This window comes from Lactobacillus sp., from assembly GCF_014803895.1.
The window spans coordinates 54,450-66,790 of record NZ_JAAVAU010000004.1; the positions used below are offsets into that span (position 1 = coordinate 54,450).

12 protein-coding genes are annotated in these 12,341 nt (G+C 34.6%); 8 read left to right on the plus strand and 4 right to left on the minus strand.

Translation table 11 applies throughout. From position 1 onward, the window contains the following. Positions 1–131 precede the first annotated feature (131 nt). The 7 genes from glyQ (at position 132) to pepT (ending at position 8,926) form a co-directional block, all read left to right on the plus strand. The gene (gene glyQ / locus HDR40_RS01835; protein ID WP_290625950.1) at positions 132–1,049 is read left to right on the plus strand and encodes a glycine--tRNA ligase subunit alpha; all 918 of its coding nucleotides are present in this window, start codon (positions 132–134) and stop codon (positions 1,047–1,049) included. Beyond that, positions 1,042–3,114 (plus strand): glycine--tRNA ligase subunit beta, encoded by a 2,073-nt coding sequence (gene glyS / locus HDR40_RS01840; protein ID WP_290625953.1) that lies wholly within the window; start codon positions 1,042–1,044, stop codon positions 3,112–3,114. The genes glyQ and glyS overlap by 8 nt, the downstream gene beginning before the upstream one ends. An 18-nt stretch (positions 3,115–3,132) precedes the next feature. Further along, positions 3,133–4,941: a DNA primase gene (gene dnaG, locus HDR40_RS01845; protein WP_290625955.1), complete on the plus strand. Its 1,809-nt coding sequence runs from the start codon at positions 3,133–3,135 to the stop codon at positions 4,939–4,941. 14 nt (positions 4,942–4,955) lie between these two features. Continuing rightward, positions 4,956–6,104 carry an RNA polymerase sigma factor RpoD gene (gene rpoD / locus HDR40_RS01850; RefSeq protein ID WP_290625957.1) on the plus strand — a complete coding sequence of 383 codons (1,149 nt, stop codon included), beginning with the start codon at positions 4,956–4,958 and terminating at the stop codon, positions 6,102–6,104. A gap of 83 nt (positions 6,105–6,187) precedes the next feature. Further along, positions 6,188–6,868 (plus strand): class I SAM-dependent methyltransferase, encoded by a 681-nt coding sequence (locus HDR40_RS01855; RefSeq protein ID WP_290625959.1) that lies wholly within the window; start codon positions 6,188–6,190, stop codon positions 6,866–6,868. After that, positions 6,869–7,666, plus strand: a complete 798-nt coding sequence (locus HDR40_RS01860) for a Nif3-like dinuclear metal center hexameric protein (protein ID WP_290625961.1) — start codon at positions 6,869–6,871, stop codon at positions 7,664–7,666. It abuts the gene before it with no gap. 15 nt (positions 7,667–7,681) lie between these two features. Then, a complete protein-coding gene (pepT, locus tag HDR40_RS01865) occupies positions 7,682–8,926 on the plus strand; it encodes a peptidase T (protein ID WP_290625963.1) in 1,245 nt (414 codons plus the stop codon). 108 nt (positions 8,927–9,034) lie between these two features. On the opposite strand, the gene HDR40_RS01870 is transcribed toward pepT, so the two are convergent. The 4 genes from HDR40_RS01870 to HDR40_RS01885 all read right to left on the minus strand — a co-directional run bounded on the left by HDR40_RS01870 (position 9,035) and on the right by HDR40_RS01885 (position 11,907). Beyond that, entirely contained in the window at positions 9,035–10,180 is a 1,146-nt protein-coding gene (locus HDR40_RS01870) for a site-specific integrase (protein WP_290625965.1), read from the minus strand. A 381-nt stretch (positions 10,181–10,561) separates the two neighbouring features. Further along, positions 10,562–11,080 (minus strand): DUF4352 domain-containing protein, encoded by a 519-nt coding sequence (locus tag HDR40_RS01875; RefSeq protein WP_290625967.1) that lies wholly within the window; start codon positions 11,078–11,080, stop codon positions 10,562–10,564. Positions 11,081–11,159: 79 nt separating this feature from the next. Further along, complete coding sequence (locus HDR40_RS01880; RefSeq protein ID WP_290625969.1) at positions 11,160–11,612, minus strand: ImmA/IrrE family metallo-endopeptidase; 453 nt, start codon at positions 11,610–11,612, stop codon at positions 11,160–11,162. Beyond that, positions 11,566–11,907, minus strand: a complete 342-nt coding sequence (locus HDR40_RS01885) for a helix-turn-helix transcriptional regulator (RefSeq protein ID WP_290625971.1) — start codon at positions 11,905–11,907, stop codon at positions 11,566–11,568. Before HDR40_RS01885 ends, HDR40_RS01880 begins: the two co-directional genes overlap by 47 nt. 230 nt (positions 11,908–12,137) lie before the next feature. Between HDR40_RS01885 and HDR40_RS01890 the strand changes: the two genes are divergently transcribed. After that, positions 12,138–12,338 carry a helix-turn-helix domain-containing protein gene (locus tag HDR40_RS01890; protein ID WP_290625973.1) on the plus strand — a complete coding sequence of 67 codons (201 nt, stop codon included), beginning with the start codon at positions 12,138–12,140 and terminating at the stop codon, positions 12,336–12,338. Positions 12,339–12,341: the final 3 nt, after the last annotated feature.

Here is a 12,341-nt window from a genome sequence, read left to right on the forward strand (position 1 = left end):
CACCTTTTAGTCAATGCTAATTAAGAGCAGGGAGGATACTTCCTGAATTAGGGTGGAACCGCGAATAAATCGTCCCTATGCAATTTTTGCATAGGCTTTTTTTATGGCCTATGGTGTGAGGAGAGAAAAATATGTCAGAAAAGCTGAATATTCAGAATATGATTTTCAAATTAGAACAGTTCTGGGCCTCTAAAGGTTGTATGATTATGCCTTCATATGATGAACAAAAGGGTGCCGGAACTATGAGTCCGTATACATTTTTACGTGCGGTTGGTCCTGAACCATGGGCTGCATGTTATGTTGAACCTTCCAGAAGACCCGCAGATGGTAGATATGGTGATAATCCTAATCGTTTGTATCAACACCACCAATTTCAGGTAGTTATTAAACCTGCTCCTGAAGATATTCAACAATACTATTTAGATAGTTTGCGTGTTTTAGGTATTGAACCTTTAGAACACGATATTCGTTTTGTGGAAGACAACTGGGCTAACCCTTCAATGGGTTGTGCTGGTGTTGGTTGGGAAGTATGGCTTGATGGAATGGAAGTTTCTCAATTTACTTATTTCCAAGTAGTAGGTGAGCTTGATGTTAAGCCAACTATGAGTGAAATTACTTATGGGGTTGAAAGACTTGCTTCTTACATTCAAGATGTTAACTCTGTATTTGATCTTGAATGGGGCGATGGTGTACTATATCGTGATATTTTCCAACAACCCGAATATGAACACTCTAAATACGCTTTTGAAGAAAGTAACCAAGAAGAATTACTTAAATTCTTCGATATTTATGAAGCTACTGCTAAAGATTTATTGAGTAAGAACTTGATTCACCCGGCTTATGATTATATTTTGAAATGTAGTCATACTTTCAACTTGCTTGATGCTCGTGGTGCAGTTTCAGTTACTGAACGTGCGGGATATCTTTCAAGAATTAGAAACTTAGCACATCTTGCTGCTCAAGGATTTGTTGAGGAACGTGAAAAACGTGGATTCCCATTATTGAAGCATCAAGAAGAAAAACAGAAAGCAGGCCAAGAAAATGACTAAAGATTACTTATTTGAAATCGGTACAGAGGAAATGCCAGCTCATGTTGTTTCTAAAAGTGTAAGACAATTAGCTGACAGAACTAGAAAATTTTTAAAAGAAAACGGACTTTCATTTAAAAATATAAAAACTTTTTCTACACCACGTCGCTTAACTATCTTGGTTGAAGATTTGGCAGAAAAGCAAGATGATATCGATGAAGTAAAAAAGGGTCCAGCTAAAAAGATTGCCCAAGATGCAGATGGTAATTGGACTAAAGCTGCTCAGGGATTTGCTCGTGGTCAAGGCATGACTGTAGACGACATCTATTTTGAAGATTTAAAGGGAACAGAATATGCTTATGTTCATGTCCAAAAAGAAGGTAAAAAAGCTTCTGATATTTTAATGGGTATGAGTGATATTATTAAAGCAATGACTTTTCCAACTAAGATGCGTTGGGGCAGTTATGATTTTGAATTTGTTCGTCCTATCCATTGGATGGTTTCATTATTGGATAGTGAAGTTGTACCAGTTAAAATTCTAGATGTAATTGCTGGTCGTAAAACTCAAGGTCATCGTTTCTTAGGTGATAGTGTAGTCTTGGCTAATGCTGATGATTATGAAGAAGCTTTAAAGAGCCAATATGTTATTGCTAATGCGGCAGAACGTAAAGATATAATTAGAAATCAAATTGAAGAGTTAGTTGCACAAAATAACTGGAAAGTTAAGATTGACAAGGGATTGCTTGAAGAAGTTACTAACTTAGTTGAATATCCTACTGTTTTTGCCGGTAGCTTTGATGAAAAGTATCTTAATATTCCAGATGAAGTTTTAATTACTTCAATGAAAGATAACCAAAGATACTTTGAAGTTTATGATGAAAATGGTAAGTTAATTAACCACTTTATTTCTGTAAGAAACGGTAATAGCGAATACCTTGATAATGTTATTTCTGGTAACGAAAAAGTGTTAGTGGCCCGTTTGGATGATGCTCAATTCTTCTATGATGAAGATAAGAAGTACCCATTATCACATTTTGTTGATAAACTTCAAAATGTATCATTCCATGATAAGATTGGTTCAGTTTCTGAACATATGGCACGCGTTAAAGAAATTGGTACTTATTTAGGTAAGCAATTCAATCTTTCAGATGAAATAATGAGAGACTTTAATCGTGCTGCTGATATCTATAAATTTGATTTAGTAACTTCAATGGTAGGTGAATTTGCTGAACTTCAAGGAGTCATGGGTACCCATTATGCTCGTTTAGCTGGCGAAAATAAAGATGTAGCTACCGCTATTAAAGAAAGTTATATGCCGGTAAGTGCTGAAGGTGAATTACCACAAACTCAAGTAGGTTCTCTTTTATCAATTGCTGATAAATTGGATACTATTATTTCATTCTTTGGTGCAGGTATGAGTCCTACTTCTTCAAATGACCCATATGCTTTGAGAAGAAATGCTTACGGTATTGTACGAATTCTTTTAAATGAAGGATGGTCACTATCTATCAAGGATGCTTTGCCACAATTGATTGAATTACTTTCTGGTAAAACTCCCGCTAAACTTCCTAAGGATACAGAAGCAGAAAATCAAATTTCTGACTTTATCCGTGACCGTATTAAGCAATATCTTCAAGTTAATGACTACAAGTATGACGTTATTGATGGTGTTCTTGGTTCAAGTCAACAAGATCCAATTGAAGTCTTGGCAGCTGCTAAGACTTTGCAAGCTCATCATGATGATAGTGAGTTTAAATCAGTTGTTGAAAGTTTAACGCGTATTGCTAATATTTTGAAGAAGGCTAAGTTTGAGAAAGTCCCTGAAGTAACTGAAAGTATTCTTGATTCAGTTAGTGAAAAGGAACTTTATGCAGCTGTAAAACAATTGCAAGAGCAAGAAGAATTAACAATTGCTGATTTATACAAGACATTTGTTGATTTACAACCAGTAATTGATAATTACTTTGAAAATAATATGATCATGGATAAAGATGAAGACGTTAAGAACAATCGTTTAGCTCAGCTTGCTCAAATTAATCAATTAGCAACTCGTATGGGTGATTTAAGTAAGTTAGTTATTAAGTAATAGAAAAAGGGCGATTTAATGGCAGGACGTATTCCGGAAAATTTTATTAATGAAGTACGAAATTCTGTCAATATTGTTGACGTTGTTAGTCAATATGTTTCGCTAGAAAAAAAGGGAAAAGACTATATTGGACTATGTCCATTTCACCAAGAAAAAACACCATCGTTTACTGTAAGTGAAGGAAAACAATTCTTTAAGTGTTTTGGTTGTGGTAAAGGTGGAAATGTCTTCAAGTTTATGATGTACAAAGAGAACTTGAATTTCCCTGAAAGTGTAAAAGCCGTAGCTCAACTTGCTAATATTTCTATGCCCGCAGGCATAGGTTTTGGTGAGACTAAGTTCAGTCCTTTAAAACAAATTTATAAAGATGCTACGGAGTTCTATCATCATATTCTAATGAATACGAAAATAGGACAAAGGGCGCGTGAATATGCTGATAAAAGGCAATTGGATAATGACTTGCTGCAGCACTTTAATGTAGGATATGCTCCAGATAATGAAAATATTTTGTTGACTTATTTACGTCAGCAAGGTTATGATGAAAAGCTTTTAAGAGAAAGCGGTCTTTTTGTTGAATCACAGCAAGGTAAATTGTTTGATCGTTTTAGAGATCGATTAATGTTTCCTTTAGATGATGAATCGGGACATACTGTTGGCTTTTCCGGGAGACGCATTTCAGATGACCCCGAAATTGCTAAGTATATGAACAGTCCTGAAACTAAGATTTTTAATAAATCTAAGTTACTTTTTCATTTTGCGGAAGCAAAAAAGGCTGCTCGTTCGGAAAATAGATTAATTCTCTATGAAGGATATATGGATGTGATTGCTGCCTATAGGGCTGGAGTCAAGTCTGGTGTTGCTTCAATGGGAACGAGTCTTACTGAAGAACAAATTTACATGCTTAGAAGAATAATTCCTAATATCATTATCAATTATGATGGAGATAATCCAGGAATACATGCAGCTGAACGTGCTACTAGGTTATTTGATAAAATTCCAGGGTTTAACTTGGGAATAGTGGTTTTACCAGATAACCTTGATCCAGATGAGTATATTAAAAAATATGGTGTAGAACGCTATCAAGGAGAAATTGCGGGTTCTCTTGCTCCACTTGATTTTTTGCTACAACGATTAGCTTCTAAGTATAATTTGCAAAATGATCGCGAAAAATTAGCCTATATCAGCGCTGGAGTGAAGTTGATAGCGGAAACAAATGATCCTGTTGCAAGTGATTTATACATTGAAAAGCTAGCGAAACAGACTGGTACAACAAGAGAATCTCTTAAAGTTAGTCTCTTAAGAGAGCAAAGAAGACTTAGACAAGTTCAAAAACATAAAGGTGCTTCACAGCAACCAATTCTGGTAATGCCCCCTGAGGCCGAAGCATCAGCAGTTGAAGTAACACCCAATAGCAAAAATGAAGATCCAACTATTATTCGCTTGTTCTATCTTTTTCTTCATAGTAAAGAAACACGTGAATATCTTTTACATAAAAATTTTCTTTTCCCTGATGAGCGTTATGCTGAATTAGCTGAACTATGGCTAAAATATGAACAGGACTATAACAGTGCAGATATTACAGGATTTGCAGATTTTGTTCCTGATAATCTTCAAGGTATAATTGCAAGTGTAGAAATGGCGGATATGCCACCTAATTATGATAAAAAAGAAGTAGATGACCAATTGGAAGCTTTAAAGCGTAAAAAAATTCGCCAACGGTTGGAATATTTACAATCTGAAATCAAAGATGCACAGATTAAGAGGGATAATGCAACTGTCTTGAAGTTGACAACAGAATTAATTACACTAAAAAGGCAAGTTAATTAGAGGAGGCTTTTTGTATGGCAGAAAAAAAGACTACCGAAACCACAGATCAAGTTACAGCTTCCCAAAAAGGAGCTACCTTAACGCTTGATAAAGTGGTCAAGCAAATTGTTAAGGAAGTAAAAAAAGATAAACAGATTACTGATACAGAATTTACTGCGCGTTTAATTACGCCTTACCATTTAGAAGGTAAAGCAGTTGACCAACTTGTTCAGGAATTTGAAGATAACGGTATTTCTATCGTTGATGAAAAAGGTGAGCCTTCTAAATTAGCCTTAAAGAAACAAAAAGACGTTGAAAAGGCTGAATTAAAGGATATGTCTGCCCCTTCAAGTGTTCGTATGAATGATCCCGTACGTATGTATTTAAAGGAAATTGGACGAGTTTCTTTATTAAGTGCTGATGAAGAAATTGCCTTAGCTAAGAGAATCGAAGCAGGCGATGAGGAAGCTAAACAAGAATTGGCTGAAGCTAACTTACGTTTGGTTGTTTCTATTGCTAAGAGATATGTAGGACGTGGAATGTCCTTCCTTGATTTAATTCAAGAAGGTAACATGGGGTTGATGAAAGCTGTAGATAAATTTGATTATCGCTTAGGTTTTAAATTTTCAACTTATGCTACTTGGTGGATTAGACAGGCGATTACTCGTGCTATTGCTGACCAAGCTAGAACTATCAGAATTCCTGTTCACATGGTTGAAACTATCAATAAGTTGATTAGAATTCAACGTCAATTACTTCAAGACTTAGGTCGTGAACCAACTCCAGAAGAAATCGGTGCTGAAATGGATATGCCAACTGATAAGGTTCGTGAAATCTTAAAGATTGCTCAGGAACCTGTCTCAATGGAAACTCCTATTGGTGAAGAAGATGATTCACACTTAGGTGACTTTATTGAAGATAAAGATGCAACTAGTCCAGAACAACATGCATCTTATGAGTTGCTAAAAGAGCAATTGGAAGAAGTACTAGATACTTTGACTGACCGTGAAGAAAATGTGTTACGTTTAAGATTTGGTCTAGATGACGGTCGTACTCGTACTCTTGAAGAAGTTGGTCGTGTATTTGGTGTTACTCGTGAACGTATTAGACAGATTGAAGCTAAAGCTTTACGTAAACTTCGTCATCCTAGTCGTTCTAACCAATTGAAAGACTTTTTAGATTAGTTGTAAATTTAAACGAGTTCTTTTTGTAAAAGCAGAGAGAACTCGTTTTTATTATGCTAAAATTTTTATAAGGAGTGATTATTTTGGAAGAAAGATTAACTCAATTAGCATTAATGGTTGATAAAGATGCACGAGTTGCAGATATTGGAACTGACCATGCTTACTTGCCAATTGAATTAGTGAATACGGGAAAGATTAATTTCGCAATTGCAAGTGATGTGGCTAAAGGTCCACTTCAAAATGCTAAAAAAGATATTGAGCAAGCGGGCTTACAAGATAAAATTTCTGCTAGATTAGGCTCTGGTTTAGTAACAATAAAAACAGAAGACAAAATTGATACTGTAGTTATTGCTGGAATGGGCGGTAAATTAATGGTGGATCTTTTGCAAGAAGCTAAACAAAGGGGAAATTTATATCCTACTTTGATTTTAGAACCTAATATTGGTGAACCTAATGTAAGAAAATGGCTTGAAGAGAATAATTATCAAATAGTTCAAGAAAAAATTATTGAAGTTGCTGGTCATATATATGAATTGATTAAGGCAACTCATGGCAATAAAAAATATAAACTAACTTTGAAAGAAATCAATTTTGGACCTCTCTTATTGCAAGAAAAATCAAGAGTTTTCTGTAAAAAATGGCATAATCAATTATCATATCAAACAAACTTGATCGATAATTTAAATAGGGCTAAGAATAAGGATATTAGCAAAATTAAACAAACAGAAAACTTAATTGAAATGATTAAGGAGGTGCTTGCATAAATGACACAAGTTAGAGAAATAGTTGAACGTTTAAATCAAGATTTTCCAGAAGAAATTGCTAGTAAGGGAGATCCTGTAGGAATACAGATTGGGTCACTTGACCAAGAAACTACTAGAGTGATGACTACTTTGGATGTTCGTCCTGAAGTGGTAGAAGAAGCAGTAGAAAAGAGCGTCGACTTTATTGTTAGTCATCATCCGGTTATGTTTCGTCCAGCTAAGAACTTAGATTTTTCTGATCCACAAAATGCAATGTACGCTAATATTATCAAAAATGGAATTACGGTATATTCTATCCATACTAATTCAGATAAAGCCCAAGATGGTTCATCTGATTGGGAAGCAGAAGAATTGGGTCTCCAAGATATTAGGCCTTTTGCATTAGATGAAGATGGAATTGCTATTGGTCGCAAGGGTCGGTTACCTAAGCCAATGAGCGCATATGATTTTGCTTATTATGTTAAAGATAAGATGAAGATTAAGATGGCACGTTTAATCACTGCAAGCAATGATAAGGAAATCGCGACAGTAGGTTTCATTTGTGGAGATGGTGGTAAATTTTGGCGTCACGCACTTACTGATAAGCTCGATGCGTTTATTACCGGTGATGTATACTATCATGTAGGACATGATATAGTTTCCTCTGGGTTAACTGTGGTTGATCCAGGACATTATACAGAAAAGTTATTTAAGTATAAGGTAGCTGATAGATTAAAGAAGTGGAGTAAAGAAAATAATTGGAATATTCCGGTAGAAATTTCTGAAGTATCAACTAATCCATTTCAAGATTTATTTTAATTAAAGGAGAAAATAATGACTGAATATCCAACACTTTTACCTCGTTTTTTAAAGTACGTAAAGGTTAATTCAAGATCTGATGAAAGTAGTGCTCGTATTCCTTCTACGGAGAGAGAAGAAAAGTTTCAAAAAGAAGTAATCATGAAGGAGTTAGAGGAATTAGGTTTGGAAGATGTTCACTATAATTCAAAAAGTGGATGTGTAATTGCTACTATTCCGTCTAATCTTGATTATGATGTGCCAGTATTTGGCTTACTTGCACATTGTGATACTGCAGATTTTAATTCTGAGAATGTTAAGCCTCAAATTACTGAAAATTATGACGGAAAGTCTAAAATTCAATTAGGTGATACTGAATTTTATCTTGATCCTGAGGTATTTCCACATTTAAAAAACTATAAAGGTCAAACTATCATTTCTGCATCTGGTGACACTTTATTAGGTGGAGATGATAAGTGTGGTATTTCTGAATTAATAACTTTTGCAGAATACTTAATGAACCATCCAGAAGAAAAGCATGGAAAAATTCGTTTAGCTTTTACTCCTGATGAAGAAATTGGTACTGGAGCAAGTCACTTTGATGTAGAAGAATTTGGAGCAGACTTTGCGTATACTGTTGATGGTGAAGCACCAGGTAAACTTGATTGGGGTACTTTTTCAGCTGCACAATTTAGTTTAGACATTCAAGGGGTTAATGTTCACCCTGCAGTGGCTAAAGGACAAATGATTAATGCTATTCAAGTAGGGATTGATTTTCAAAATAAGTTACCAAAAAGTGAAGTTCCAGAGAAAACAGATGGTAGAGATGGATTTTTCCACTTAATGAATTTTAATGGTACTGTTGATAATGCCCATCTGGATTATATTATTCGTGACTTTGAACGTGATGGACTAGAAGCAAGAAAGAATCTTGTAAAATCTATTGTTAAAGAAATGAATGATAAGTTTGGTGTTGAACGAATTAAGTTAAAAATGTGGGATCAATACTATAATATGGCGGATGAACTTAAAAAGCATATGGAAATAGTCGACTTGGCTAGGGATGCTTATAAGTCTGTAGGCTTAACTGTAAATGAAGAGCCGGTTCGTGGTGGTACTGATGGCTCACAATTAACTTATATGGGTTTACCTTGTCCTAATTTATTTGCCGGTGAAGAAAACATGCATGGTAGATACGAGTATACCGTCTTACAGTCTATGTGGTTGGCCGTTGATGTTTTACGTGAAATCAACCGCTTGAATGTGGAAAGAAATAAGTAATATTAGGCTTTCATGAGGTTGTCTCTATATTAGAGATAGCCTCTTTTTTTATTTATTTAATTTTAATCTTTCATTAGATTTCACATTTGGAGACACTTTGGAGACAGACTAGCCAAAATTTTGAATAGATTCATCAAATTTATTTTGAGTTTTCTTAGTGATATGCAAATAAATTTTTCTAGTAATTTCGGAATCATAATGCCCAACTCTTTTTGAAATTAGATTTAGTGAATAACCTTCTTCAGCTAATTTTGAAATATGGGTGTGTCTGAAAATGTGTGTTCCGAATTTACGCAAACCAAACTTTTTTTGCATCCTTATTAAAAAGTAGTAAGCATTATGTGGATTAAATGGACCTTTTTTGTAGTGAGAATAAAACAAAAATTCTGTGGGGTTATTTTCATCACTAATAGCACGTTGATAGATTTCCACAGCTTTACGTGGAAGGGAAACATTTCTCATCCCGGCAATAGTTTTAGTAATTTCTTGTTTAATCCAGCCTTTTTCTTCAGTTTCTATCATCGTTCCATGAACTTTAGCATAGTATATACCATTTTCTTGAAAAATGTCCTCAGGGGTCAAAGAAACGGCTTCACCAATTCGCATGCCAGTTAGGTATAACCAGTAAAATAGATCATAATAATCCAGTCTATGTTTAAGCTGGCATATGTCCAAAACAGTTTTAAGCTCATTATCACTTAAGTAGTAATTCTCAAATCTAGCCCTTTTAGCGGCTTTTTCATCTTTTAAGTTAAGTGATACCTTGGTTAACGGATTATCGCTTAGATAGCCAAATTTTAAACCATACTTAAATAGGGCACTTAAGGCTGTCCTATATCCAGTAACAGATGAATTTGCTAAGTTTTTCTTATAAAGTAAATCATCTAAGTACCGATTTAACTGTACTGAAGTAATCGTACTAACAACTTGCTTACCAAAAGTTCTGTTCATAACCCCATAAAGGGCGGAACGACTTTTAAAAGTGGAGTTTCTTACCTGCGTTTTCTTCATGTACGCAATAAATTGCTCAGTTAATTTTTCAAACGTTATCTTTTTAATAGGGGCTGTTTTGATTTCGGCTAAAATTTCAGCTTTCAATGCTTCCACAATTTCATTGCGAGCCTTAGCGGTGTCCTTAGGCAATTTCTTGGACTTACTTCTTACGCCTAAGAAACTGGGGTCAGTATAACGCACGGAAATGCGTTTAGTACCATTTTCTCGCTTAAAAACTTGCGGTGTGCGGAATTTAACCACTCTAATCAAAACCTTCCTAAAAGCCCACAAGTTAGATTTGTGGGTGAGTGCAGTAACCAAATCACCTCCTTTCATTAACGTGACACTTGTGTGATGCTTTTTGACGCTTTTTGACACTATTTGTGACACTAGACAAAGCTATGTGGCTGTAAGAGTCAAGAGTACTTTTTATATCTCTGTGATACTTTACCCTTTATAAATATATATATAAATAAAAAGAAAATAAATATAGGGAAAGGATGTAAAAATGAAGCTTCACACCCTAAAAAATAGCACTAAACCCTTGATGTATCAGCATTCTTAACTGCCACAGAACCGTCACAAAAACCATCACATTCTATCACAAAAATAGCCTCGCAAATTAATGCGGGGCTTTTTAATTTATTCTTTAACGGATACTTTAAATTTAGCTGGTTTAGTACCTACAGATAAAAACGGTTCAAATTGAAGTTCAAAAGTTCCTAGTTCATCGGTACCGAACCCTGTAACTACGTCTGCTTCTTTACCAGGTGCGATAGTATCGAGCGTGGTATTTTGCACAGGGTAGCTTTCCAGTTTGCTGTTGTTAGGACCATATGCGTCTAAATCAGTACCAATTGTTAAATCCTTATCAGTACTATTATTTTTAACATGATAGTGAACTTCAACTACATATTTAGGGTTAGAATCCTCAAATTCATTTCTGTAAGTTGTGGTTTTAACTGAAGTGAGCGTATAGGTAGCTTTACCAACCTTTACAGTATTGCCAATTTTATGGAATTCAGTTGTTTTCTTTTTAACCACCTTTGAGGATGTTTTGCTGCTCGCTGTATCTTTATTCGATTCACTTCCACAAGCTGTAGTACCAAGACCAAGTAAGATTAAAGTGCTTGCTGCAAAAATTAGGCTTTTCTTTTTCATAGTAAACTCCTTTTATATTCGTTCTTTATAATTAAGAGTTTACTAATAATATAAGAAAGAAAGCAGTATTTTCTGTGAATTATGCTATTTCTTCAAATAAATAATAAACATCGTGAGGAATACCAAAAACATGTGCAAAATCGTAATAATTATAAAAGTAAATATCTTTTTTATTGCAGTACTCAATGAGTAAATGTAAAGCAAAAATATTAGCATCATGTTCCATGCGTAATGCATTTGCAGGGCTAGTATCGAATAGAAATCGCTCGTGATTAAGCATCATATGACCAAGCTCATGTGCAAACATAAAAGGAATTTCAGTACGTGGTAGCCAATTGGCATTAAGTATAGTTAACCCGTATTCAGGATATGAAGCAGATGGAGCATCTGAAGGAACATCTCGTACTGCTTCTACTCCTATGCCGTGATCAAACGCATAATTCATTAAAAACTTAATTAGTTCATTGTAATTTTGTTTATTATTTTCATTCATTTGAGTTACTTCTTTTAGGTATATTGTGTTGTTTAGCATAGGTTTCTGCAATTGATCGATACATTGCGTTAACATCATCAGAAATTATGCCTTTATAGGGTAAACCTAAATCTTCATAAGTCGTAGGTGTAGAGTTCTCCTTTTCTCTACCTAATAAGTAATCAGTACTTACATTAAAATAATTAGCTACTTTTTCCACCTTATCTATAGAAGGATTGCTACTTTTCCATGTGGATATGATGCCGTTAGAAAAGTTTAATTCTCTTTCAAGCTGTGCCAAACTAATTTTTTTCTCGTTTGCTAAGTCCTTGATACGACTGTATAAAATCGCCATTTTCCAAAACCTCCGAAAATTTTATATAATTTGTACTTGCCTTAGAAGATTTTCGGTGTTACTATATAAATGTACTTGAGAGGTACAGAAAAAAATCGATTTCTGAAAACACCAAAACCCTTGTCAGGCTTATTTTTTATACTCTAATAATAGAATATTTTCTAATTTTAGTCAATTTAAATGAGCTTTGAGGGTCGAAAATTTTCAGAGATATAGAAACAGGTGAAAAAATGTCAATTTATTCTGAAATTAAAACCATTGCTAAAAAACAAGGAAAATCTATTTCACAAATAGAAAAAGATCTAAACTTTTCAAATGGACTCATTGGTAAGTGGAATAAAGCTATTCCACGTGCCGATAAGCTTCAGGCTGTAGCTAACTACTTAGGAGTTACCCCACAGTACTTAATGGACTTAGCAGAAAGGAAGTAAAAC

What these genes read in the sequence shown, in the direction of transcription:
- glyQ (WP_290625950.1), top strand. Translation starts at nt 132, where the DNA reads ATGTCAGAAAAGCTGAATATTCAGAATATGATTTTCAAATTAGAACAG.
- HDR40_RS01890 (WP_290625973.1), top strand. Translation starts at nt 12,138, where the DNA reads ATGTCAATTTATTCTGAAATTAAAACCATTGCTAAAAAACAAGGAAAA.
- HDR40_RS01860 (WP_290625961.1), top strand. Translation starts at nt 6,869, where the DNA reads ATGACACAAGTTAGAGAAATAGTTGAACGTTTAAATCAAGATTTTCCA.
- HDR40_RS01880 (WP_290625969.1), bottom strand. Translation starts at nt 11,612, where the DNA reads ATGCTAAACAACACAATATACCTAAAAGAAGTAACTCAAATGAATGAA.
- rpoD (WP_290625957.1), top strand. Translation starts at nt 4,956, where the DNA reads ATGGCAGAAAAAAAGACTACCGAAACCACAGATCAAGTTACAGCTTCC.
- pepT (WP_290625963.1), top strand. Translation starts at nt 7,682, where the DNA reads ATGACTGAATATCCAACACTTTTACCTCGTTTTTTAAAGTACGTAAAG.
- HDR40_RS01885 (WP_290625971.1), bottom strand. Translation starts at nt 11,907, where the DNA reads ATGGCGATTTTATACAGTCGTATCAAGGACTTAGCAAACGAGAAAAAA.
- HDR40_RS01875 (WP_290625967.1), bottom strand. Translation starts at nt 11,080, where the DNA reads ATGAAAAAGAAAAGCCTAATTTTTGCAGCAAGCACTTTAATCTTACTT.
- dnaG (WP_290625955.1), top strand. Translation starts at nt 3,133, where the DNA reads ATGGCAGGACGTATTCCGGAAAATTTTATTAATGAAGTACGAAATTCT.
- glyS (WP_290625953.1), top strand. Translation starts at nt 1,042, where the DNA reads ATGACTAAAGATTACTTATTTGAAATCGGTACAGAGGAAATGCCAGCT.